This window comes from Haliea sp. (assembly GCF_040222615.1).
Classification (GTDB): Bacteria; Pseudomonadota; Gammaproteobacteria; order Pseudomonadales; family Halieaceae; genus Haliea.
On the sequence record NZ_JAVKCQ010000047.1, the window covers coordinates 1 to 9,845 of the forward strand.

Genomic DNA, 9,845 nt, shown 5'->3' on the forward strand with positions numbered 1-9,845 from the left:
GGCGGCGCCCGGGGTCGTACCGATGTGCCCAAGATCGTCGACTGGTACATGGAAGGTCGGATCAATATTGACGACCTGATCACCCACACCATGCCGCTCGATGATATCAACAAGGCCTTTGATATGATGCATTCTGGTGAGAGCATCCGGTCAGTCGTCCTCTATTAGTGGTAATCGACCACAGTTCAACGGGAGGATCACTGTGGCTATTGCAATTCACCGGTACGTCGATTGCACCGTTGCAGTTGACTGTAGGGCAGCAGGGTTATCATGGAACAAGTAACCGCGAACAAGGCATTTGGCGGTGTACAGCTGCGCTGCAAACACAAGTCGCCTACTCTGGATTGCGAGATGTACTTCTCCCTTTTTTTGCCGCCCCAGGCGGGACTGAATGGTGACAAGGTGCCAGTAATTTACTGGTTGTCCGGATTAACCTGTACCGATGAGAACTTTGTGATCAAGGCGGGCGCCCAGCGGCTTGCGGCCCAGTACGGCATTGCTATTGTGACTCCGGATACCAGTCCCAGAGGGGATGGAGTGCCAGATGACCCAGAAGGCGGCTACGATTTGGGTCTGGGCGCGGGATTTTATATCAACGCTACCCAGGCGCCCTGGCAGCGTCACTACCAGATGCATGACTACACTGTTCGGGAGCTGCCCGCTCTGATCAACCGCGAATTTCCGGTCGATGCTTCGCGGACAGGCATCTCAGGCCACTCCATGGGTGGTCACGGTGCCCTGACCATTGCCCTGAAGAACCCCGAGAGCTTTGTTTCGGTGTCGGCCTTCTCGCCTATCTGTGCGCCGACCCAGTGTAGCTGGGGACAGAAGGCATTCAGCAACTACCTGGGTGGGCCTCCCGAATCCTGGCTGGCACATGATACGGTGGCACTGGTCGAGCAGGCAAAAAGCCGGCTGCCAGTGCTCGTGGACCAGGGCACCGCTGACAACTTCCTCGCAGACCAGCTGAAAACACCGCTGTTGGTGGAAGCCTGCCGGCGGGCGGATTATCCAATGACGATCCGCATGCAGGATGGTTACGATCATAGCTACTTTTTCATCGCCACCTTCATCGGCGATCATCTGGACTTCCATGCGCGTAATATGGGGCTGATGGCCCGGGCTTAGCGCCACGCCGACGGACTCAGGACGTTTCGTGTTCTCTCCCGACGTCATGGCCTAGAATAAAACAGGAGTCGCAAGGTACCTGCCATGAGTGAACCCACCATCTCAGCTCCCGACCCGATTCAAGCGGCGATAGCGGCTTGGCAAGACGAGCCCGGTGCCCTGCTGCCGGTGCTGCACGCCGTGCAGGACAGTCTCGGCTGCATTCCGCGCGATGCGATTGTGTCCATTGCGGCTGCGCTGCGGCTCACCCGCGCGGAGGTGTCGGGCGTGATCAGTTTTTATCACCACTTCCGCACCACGCCACCCGGACAGCATACGGTGGAGATTTGCCGGGCCGAGGCCTGCCAGGCGGTGGGTGCACGGCGGCTGGAAGCCCACGCCAAATCGCGACTGGGCCTCGATTTCCACCAGACCGGTGGCGATGGCCAGTTCAGTCTCGAGCCGGTCTATTGCCTGGGTAACTGTGCCTGCGGTCCCTCCATTCGCATCGGCGATGCGGTATATGGCCGCGTGTCCACGGCCCGCTTCGATGAGCTGCTGGCCTGCCTGGATACCCAGGTGCTGGGGGTGCAGGGGTGACGGTGCGCGTATTTGTGCCCAGCGACACCACGGCACGGGCCATGGGCGCCGATGCCGTCGCGCAGGAACTGTCTTCACTGGCGGCACAGCGCGAGCTGGAACTGGAGCTGGTTCGCAATGGCAGCCGTGGCCTGTGCTGGTTGGAACCACTGGTCGAAGTGGAGACTGCGGGCGGGCGGGTCGCCTACGGGCCGGTCACGGCCGCAGACCTGCCGGCACTGCTGGATGCTGGCCTGCTGCAGGGTGATCCGTCGCACCCGCTGTACCAGGGGCTCACGGAGGAGATTCCCTGGCTGGCGCGCCAGCAACGGCTGACCTTCGCCCGCATCGGTGTTATCGATCCACTGTCCATCGAGGAATACTGCGTACACGACGGCTTTCGCGGGTTGCAGCGGGCGCTGCAGATGACCCCGGCCGCCATTGTCGAGGCGATTAAAACCTCCGGGCTGCGCGGGCGCGGTGGCGCGGCGTTTCCCACCGGCATCAAGTGGGAGACGGTGCTGAAGGCGGACCGGGGCCAGAAGTACATCGTCTGCAATGCCGACGAGGGCGACTCGGGTACCTTTGCCGACCGCCTGGTGATGGAGTGCGACCCTTACATGCTGATCGAGGGCATGATCATCGCCGGCCTGGCCGTCGGCGCGACCCGCGGCTATATCTACCTGCGCTCGGAGTACCCGCTGGCGCGGCGTATTCTGGATAGCGCGATTGAGCGGGCTGCGGCCGCCGGCTACCTGGGCGACTCCGTGCTGGGCAGTGGCCGGGCCTTCCAGCTGGAAGTGCGGCTGGGGGCGGGCGCCTATATTTGCGGTGAAGAGACCTCCCTGCTGGAGAGCCTGGAAGGCCGCCGCGGCATGGTGCGGCCCAAGCCGCCGCTGCCGGCGCTCAAGGGGTTGTTTGGCCGGCCCACGGTGGTAAACAACGTCCTGTCACTGGCGGCGGTGCCCTTTATTCTTGATCACGGCGCCCAGGCGTACGCCGACTGCGGGGTGGGGCGCTCGCGCGGCACGCTGCCAATACAGCTGGCGGGTAATGTACAGCGCGGGGGCCTGGTGGAGCTGGCCTTTGGTATCACGCTGCGCGAGCTGCTGGAGGAATTCGGCGGCGGTACCCGCAGCGGCCGGCCACTGCGGGCGGTGCAGGTGGGCGGCCCGCTGGGCGCCTATCTACCAGCCACGCAATGGGATACGCCGCTGGACTACGAGGCGTTCGCGGCTGTAGGGGCGGTGCTTGGGCACGGTGGCGTGGTGCTATTCGATGACACGGTGGACATGGGCGAGCAGGCCCGTTTTGCCATGGAGTTCTGCGCGGTGGAATCCTGCGGCAAGTGCACGCCCTGCCGTATCGGTTCCACCCGTGGGGTTGAGGTCATCGACCGCATCCGGGCCGGCGACCGGCCTGAAGCCAACCTGTCGCTGCTCAATGACTTATGCTCTACCATGGTGGACGGTTCCCTCTGCGCGATGGGCAGCATGACCCCGATCCCGGTGCGGAGCGTGGTGCAGCATTTTGCCGAGGATCTGCGGCCCACTGACAACCGGAGGCGCTGAGATGTTGCATTATCACGAACCGGAGAAGGACTACGGCACGCCGCCGCCCCCGCTCGGCGCAAAGTCGGTCAGTCTGGTTATCGATGGCACGGCTGTCAGTGTGCCAGAGGGCAGTTCGGTGTTGCGTGCGGCCGCGCTGGCCGGTATCAATATCCCCAAACTCTGTGCCTCCGACAACCTGGAGGCGTTTGGTTCCTGTCGTCTGTGCGCGGTCCAGATCGAAGGCAAGCGCGGCTATCCCGCCTCCTGTACCACGCCGGTGGAGGAGGGCATGCAGGTCTCCACCCAGACCGAGCCGGTGGCCAGGCTGCGGCGCAACATTATGGAACTGTATATCTCCGACCATCCGCTGGACTGCCTGACCTGTCCCGCCAACGGCGACTGTGAACTGCAGGACATGGCCGGCGCGGTGGGGCTGCGGGAGGTACGCTACGGTTTCGACGGTGCCAACCACCTGCAGGCGGAGAAGGATGAATCCAACCCCTATTTCACCTTCGACCCCAGCAAGTGCATTGTCTGCTCCCGCTGCGTGCGTGCCTGCGAGGAAGTGCAGGGTACCTTTGCCCTGACCATCGACGGGCGCGGGTTTGGTTCTACCGTGGCAGCCGGGGCCAACGAAGCCTTTATGGACTCCGAGTGCGTCTCCTGTGGTGCCTGCGTGCAGACCTGCCCCACGGCAACGCTGATGGAAAAGAGCGTGATCGACGCTGGCCAGCCGGAGCACAGCGTGGTCACCACTTGCGCCTATTGTGGGGTCGGCTGCTCCTTCGAGGCCCAGATGCAGGGGGATCAGGTGGTGCGCATGGTGCCCTACAAGGGTGGGGCGGCCAACCACGGCCACTCCTGTGTGAAAGGCCGCTTTGCCTTTGGTTACGCCACCCACAGGGATCGCCTGCACACGCCGATGATCCGCGATGCCATCGACCAGCCCTGGCAGGCGGTGAGCTGGGAGGAGGCCATCGGCTTTGCTGCCAGCCGTCTGCAGGCGATCCAGCAGCGTCATGGCCGGGAAAGCATCGGCGGTATCACGTCGTCCCGCTGCACCAACGAGGAGACCTACCTGGTGCAGAAGCTGGTGCGGGCCGCCTTTGGCAACAACAATACCGATACCTGCGCCCGTGTGTGCCACTCCCCGACCGGTTACGGGCTGAAAGCCACGCTGGGTGAATCCGCCGGTACCCAGACCTTTGACTCGGTCATGCAGGCCGATGTGATTGTGGTGATTGGCGCCAACCCCACCGACGCTCACCCGGTCTTTGCCTCGCAGTTGCGGCGCCGGTTGCGTCAGGGGGCACAGCTCATTGTCATCGACCCCCGGCGTATCGACCTGTTGAACTCGCCTCACACCAAAAGGGCCCTGCATCTGCCGCTGCGCCCGGGCACCAACGTGGCCGTGATCAACGCCCTGGCGCATGTGGTGGTGACCGAGGGTCTGGAGGATGCCGGGTTCGTTGCCAGTCGTTGCGAGCCTGAAGCCCACGGCCGCTGGCGCGAATTCATCGCGCAGCCGCGCCACTCACCGGAGGCACTGGAAGCTGTCACCGGCGTTGCGGCCGCCGCCGTGCGCGAGGCCGCTCGCGCCTATGGCCGGGCCCGCAACGGCGCGATTTACTACGGATTGGGGGTGACCGAGCACAGCCAGGGCTCGACCATGGTCATGGGCATCGCCAATCTGGCCCTGGCCACCGGCAATCTCGGCCGCGAAGGCGTGGGGGTAAACCCGCTGCGGGGCCAGAACAATGTGCAGGGCTCCTGCGACATGGGCTCCTTCCCCCATGAACTGCCAGGCTACCAGCATGTGTCCGATACGAGCGCCCGGAACCGCTTTGAAGCCGATTGGGGCGTGCAAATCGATGCGGAGCCCGGTCTGCGGATTCCGAACATGTTCGACGCCGCGGTCAGCGGCAGCTTCAAGGGCCTGTATGTGCAGGGCGAGGACATCGCCCAGTCCGACCCCAACACCCAGCATGTGGAGGCCGCCCTGGGCGCGCTGGAATGCCTGATCGTGCAGGATATTTTCCTCAACGAAACCGCCAAGTACGCCCATGTGCTGCTGCCCGGGTCCACCTTCCTGGAGAAGAACGGCACCTTCACCAATGCCGAGCGACGCATCAACCGTGTGCGCAAGGTAATGACGCCGTTGGCGGGCAAGGAGGACTGGGAAGTGACCGTGGATCTGGCCAACGCCCTGGGTTACCCGATGGACTACAGCCATCCATCCCAGATCATGGACGAGATCGCCCGGCTGACACCGAGTTTCGCCGGCGTGAGTTACGCCAAGCTCGATCGCCTGGGCAGCATCCAGTGGCCCTGCAACGACGCCTACCCGGAAGGCATGCCGATCATGCACGAGCGGGAGTTCCCGATCGGGCTGGGCCGGTTCGCCATCACCGAATATGTCGCCACCAGCGAGCGCACCAACCGCAAGTACCCGCTGCTGCTGACCACCGGCCGGATCCTGTCCCAGTACAACGTGGGCGCCCAGACCCGGCGCACGGCCAACCAGACCTGGCATGATGAAGACGTGCTCGAACTGCACCCGCACGATGCCGAAACACGCGGGGTCACGGACGGGGACTGGCTCGGCATTACCAGCCGTGCGGGCAATACGGTACTGCGGGCGCGGGTCAACGACCGCATGCTGCCGGGCGTGGTCTATACGACCTTCCACCATCCGGGCAGCGGCGCCAACGTCATTACCACCGACAGTTCTGACTGGGCTACCAATTGCCCGGAGTACAAGGTCACGGCCGTGCAGGTGGAAAAGGTCACCCAGCCTTCCAACTGGCAGCAGCAGTTTCAGTCCTTCGATCGGCAGCAAAATATTCTGTTACAGGAGGGTAGGCGGCGACCCGTATCCGAGGTCAGCGAGCGGTGATCAGCGAGCGTGACTGCACGCTAGAGGGCGCAAGCGACACCGCTACTGTCGACGTGCGGCGAACGGGCGAGGCGGGATATGTTACCGACGACAGTATTGCGCAGGAAGTGCCGGTAGCACTGGTGTACAACGGGACTTCGCACGCCGTGATGATGGCGACACCGGCGGATCTGGAAGACTTTGCCCTGGGCTTCAGCCTGACCGAGGGTATCCTGGCCCAGCCAGGGGAGCTGTATGACCTGGATGTGGTCGCGGGAGCGGAGGGGATCTCCATCAATATGGACATCTTTACCCAGCGCTGGGTGGAGCTGAAACAGCACCGCCGGAACTTGGTGGGACGTACCGGCTGCGGCCTGTGTGGTACCGAATCCCTGGCCCAGGCGATCCGTCCGATCGCACCGGTGATTGCGCCGCTCCTGGCGGATGCCGCCATCCAGCGCGCTCTGGCAGACTTGCCCCGCCATCAACCCATGCAGGCGAGTACCGGTGCCACCCACGGTGCGGCCTGGTGCAGCGAAGAGGGTGAAATTTTGCTGGTGCGTGAGGATGTCGGGCGCCACAACGCCCTGGATAAACTGATTGGGGCCTTGCGTCGCCAGAGAGAGAAGCTCGACGACGGTTTTGTGCTGGTGTCCAGCCGCGCCAGCTACGAGATGGTGCACAAGAGCTGCGCGGCTGGCATGGGTGCCCTGGTTGCCGTGTCGGCGCCCACTTCCCTGGCCATCGAGCAAGCGCGGATCGCCGGGCAGCTGCTGGTCGGTTTTGCCCGTCCCGGGCGTCACGTGATCTACCACAGTCCCGGCGCGCCAGCGGTCCTGCCGGCGCAACAGTGCCTGGAGCAATAGCGATGAACGGTGAGCTCAGGCACCTGGTCGACATGGCCAACCAGATAGCGACGAACCTGCGCTTTGCCGCGGAGGACGATGCGGCTGCGGCGGAACTGGTGGCCAACCACATCCAGCGTTTCTGGGCACGGAGCATGAAGCTGCAGATTGCAGACTATGTGCAAGCGGACGGAGCAGAGCTCAACGAGGTGGCGAGCCTTGCGGTGGCCTCACTCAGCGTTGATGAGATCGCTGCGCGGAAGAAGCGAGGTTGATTGTAGGATCTCGCATCAGTGAGACTGGTATAGTCGATATCAATGCTCACTCTTGCGTAGCGGACACACGTTAGTCGAGCAGTCGATAATCTTCGACGCCAAATCAGTCATTCTTGTCGTTCGTCATAGGAGCACAACTGCAGCAGAAGTTCCGATCACCATATACATTGTCGACCCGGTTGGAGCTCGGCCAAAACTTCCGGGACCGAGTCGCCGCGGTGGGGAACAGTCCCTGTTCGATAGAATAGGGGCTATCCCAGGGGAACCGGAGGTCAGCCTGGGTGTGCGGTGCCTGGCGCAGCGGACTCTCTGCCAACGACCATACCCCGGATTCTACCTGCCTGATCTCTTCCCAAATGCCGATCATGGCCTCAACAAACCGGTCAAGCTCAGCTTTCGATTCAGACTCCGTCGGCTCGATCATCAGAGTGCCAGGGACTGGAAACGACATCGTAGGTGCATGAAAGCCGTAGTCCATCAGGCGCTTGGCAATGTCCTCTTCGGTAACCCCGCAGGAGTCCTTCATAGGGCGAATGTCCAGGATACACTCATGAGCCACCCGGCCGTTGGTGCCGCAGTAGAGAAGGGGATAGTGCTCGCCCAGCTTGAGTGCCATGTAATTGGCGGCGAGTATCGCCACCTCTGTTGCAAGGCGCAGCCCCTTCCGGCCCAGCATGCGGATGTAGAGGTAGCTGATGGGCAGGATAGAGCCGGAGCCATAGGGCGCTGCAGAGACCGCGCCGGTTCGGCCTGGCAGGCCCGGCATGTCAACGACGCTGTGTCCGGGCAGGAACGGGGCGAGGTGACTTTTTACGCCAATCGGACCCATGCCGGGTCCACCGCCGCCGTGGGGAATGGCGAAGGTCTTGTGCAGGTTGAGATGGGAAACATCGGAACCGAATTGGCCCGGTTTGGCGAGGCCGACCTGGGCGTTCATATTGGCGCCATCCATGTAGACCTGGCCGCCGTTGGCATGGATGATTGCACAGATGTCGACGATATTCTGCTCGAACACACCGTGGGTGGAGGGGTAGGTGATCATCAGGCAGCTCAGGTCATCGCCGTGGCGTTCAGCCTTACTTCGTAAATCCTCAATGCTGACATTGCCCTCGCTATCGCATTCCACGATTACCACCTTCATCCCCATCATGACCGCAGACGCGGGGTTGGTGCCGTGGGCCGAGGCGGGAATCAGGCAGATATCACGGTGGCTCTCTCCCTTCGCTGCCTGGTATTTGCGGATGGCCAACAGGCCCGCGTATTCACCCTGGGCCCCCGAGTTGGGCTGTAAGGATACCGCATCGTAGCCGGTAATCTCCGCCAGCATCGCCTCCAGCCGGGTCAGCAGGGCCCTATAGCCAGCAGTTTGTGCTTCTGGCGCAAAGGGATGCATGTTGGCGAATTCCGGCCAGGTAATCGGGATCATTTCCGCGGTGGCATTCAGTTTCATGGTGCAGGAGCCCAGAGGGATCATCCCGTGCACCAGCGAGTAGTCGCGATTCTCGAGTGCTTTCATGTAGCGCAGCATTTCCGTCTCGCTGTGGTAGCGATTGAACGTCGGGTGCTGCAGAATCTGGTCACTGCGGCGCTGACTGGTACTGATGCCGGTGGACTGGGCGCCGACGACAATATCCGCATCGAGCGCTGCGGCGTCGACTTCATGCCCTTTGCCGAGTAACAGGTCCGCCAGTTCGAGCACGTTGGCCAGGGTGGTGGTTTCGTCAATGCTCACACCGAGGCGGTCGTCGCCGACCTGGCGCAGGTTGCAGCCCGCTGCCAGGGCACGTTGATAAATTGCATCCCGTTGTCCCTGGACGTGGAGGGTTAGGGTGTCGAAATAACTGTCGTTGCAGACGATGCCATTGCGCTTGAGTACCGTGGCGAGAATAGCGGTGAGGCGGTGCGTGCGTTCCGCAATTTTTCGCAGGCCATCGGGGCCATGGTATACCGCATAAAAGCTTGCCATGTTGGCCAGCAATGCCTGGGCCGTACAGATGTTGGAGGTCGCCTTGTCCCGGCGAATATGCTGCTCCCGCGTCTGCATCGCCATGCGCAGTGCCGGGTTGCCCCGTGTGTCCACAGAGACGCCAATAATCCGCCCGGGCACCGAGCGCTTGAGTGTGTCTCTGGTCGCAAAAAAGGCCGCGTGCGGTCCACCAAAGCCCATCGGTACTCCGAACCGCTGCAGCGACCCCAGCACCACGTCGGCCCCCATACTGCCCGGGGACTCCAGCAGGAGCAGCGCCAGTGGATCGGCCGCCACTGACACCAGGGCTTGCTGTTGGTGCGCCTGCTCGATCAGCTGCCGCAGATCGGGAATGTCGCCATAAGATCCTGGGTACTGAAGCTGCACGCCAAACACATCGTAGTGGCCGAGGTTTTCAGGATTGTCGACGACGACTTCGATGTCGAAATATTCCGCCCGCGTTCTTATGACATCAAGAGTTTGTGGGTGCACGTCATCAGCGACAAAGTAGATGCCGCTAGGCTTGCGGTTTGTACGTCGACACAGGGCCATGGCTTCCGCTGCGGCGGTCGCTTCATCCAGCAGGGAGGCATTGGCGACTTCCATGCCGGTAAGGTCTATGACCAGTTGCTGAAAGTTTAGCAG

7 protein-coding genes and 1 pseudogene are annotated in these 9,845 nt (G+C 62.5%); 7 read left to right on the forward strand and 1 reads right to left on the reverse strand.

Annotated features, from left to right (window positions below):
* From RJQ10_RS04275 to RJQ10_RS04305, 7 genes and pseudogenes are all read left to right on the forward strand, one after another.
* Window positions 1–168 (forward strand): annotated as a pseudogene (locus RJQ10_RS04275) (S-(hydroxymethyl)glutathione dehydrogenase); the annotation flags it as partial.
* Window positions 169–270: 102 nt separating this feature from the next.
* Complete coding sequence (fghA, locus tag RJQ10_RS04280; protein ID WP_350143965.1) at window positions 271–1,128, forward strand: S-formylglutathione hydrolase; 858 nt, start codon at window positions 271–273, stop codon at window positions 1,126–1,128.
* Window positions 1,129–1,212: 84 nt separating this feature from the next.
* Complete coding sequence (locus tag RJQ10_RS04285; protein ID WP_350143967.1) at window positions 1,213–1,707, forward strand: formate dehydrogenase subunit gamma; 495 nt, start codon at window positions 1,213–1,215, stop codon at window positions 1,705–1,707.
* Window positions 1,704–3,257 (forward strand): formate dehydrogenase beta subunit, encoded by a 1,554-nt coding sequence (locus tag RJQ10_RS04290; RefSeq protein ID WP_350143969.1) that lies wholly within the window; start codon window positions 1,704–1,706, stop codon window positions 3,255–3,257. Before RJQ10_RS04285 ends, RJQ10_RS04290 begins: the two co-directional genes overlap by 4 nt.
* 1 nt (window position 3,258) lies before the next feature.
* Window positions 3,259–6,135 carry a formate dehydrogenase subunit alpha gene (gene fdhF / locus RJQ10_RS04295; RefSeq protein WP_350143971.1) on the forward strand — a complete coding sequence of 959 codons (2,877 nt, stop codon included), beginning with the start codon at window positions 3,259–3,261 and terminating at the stop codon, window positions 6,133–6,135.
* The gene (fdhD, locus tag RJQ10_RS04300; protein ID WP_350143973.1) at window positions 6,132–6,980 is read left to right on the forward strand and encodes a formate dehydrogenase accessory sulfurtransferase FdhD; all 849 of its coding nucleotides are present in this window, start codon (window positions 6,132–6,134) and stop codon (window positions 6,978–6,980) included. The genes fdhF and fdhD overlap by 4 nt, the downstream gene beginning before the upstream one ends.
* A gap of 2 nt (window positions 6,981–6,982) precedes the next feature.
* Window positions 6,983–7,234 (forward strand): formate dehydrogenase subunit delta, encoded by a 252-nt coding sequence (locus tag RJQ10_RS04305; RefSeq protein ID WP_350143975.1) that lies wholly within the window; start codon window positions 6,983–6,985, stop codon window positions 7,232–7,234.
* 103 nt (window positions 7,235–7,337) lie between these two features.
* Here the strand turns inward: RJQ10_RS04305 and gcvP are convergent.
* Window positions 7,338–9,845 (reverse strand): aminomethyl-transferring glycine dehydrogenase (gcvP, locus tag RJQ10_RS04310; protein WP_350143977.1); only part of this gene is annotated, 2,508 nt, incomplete at its 5' end.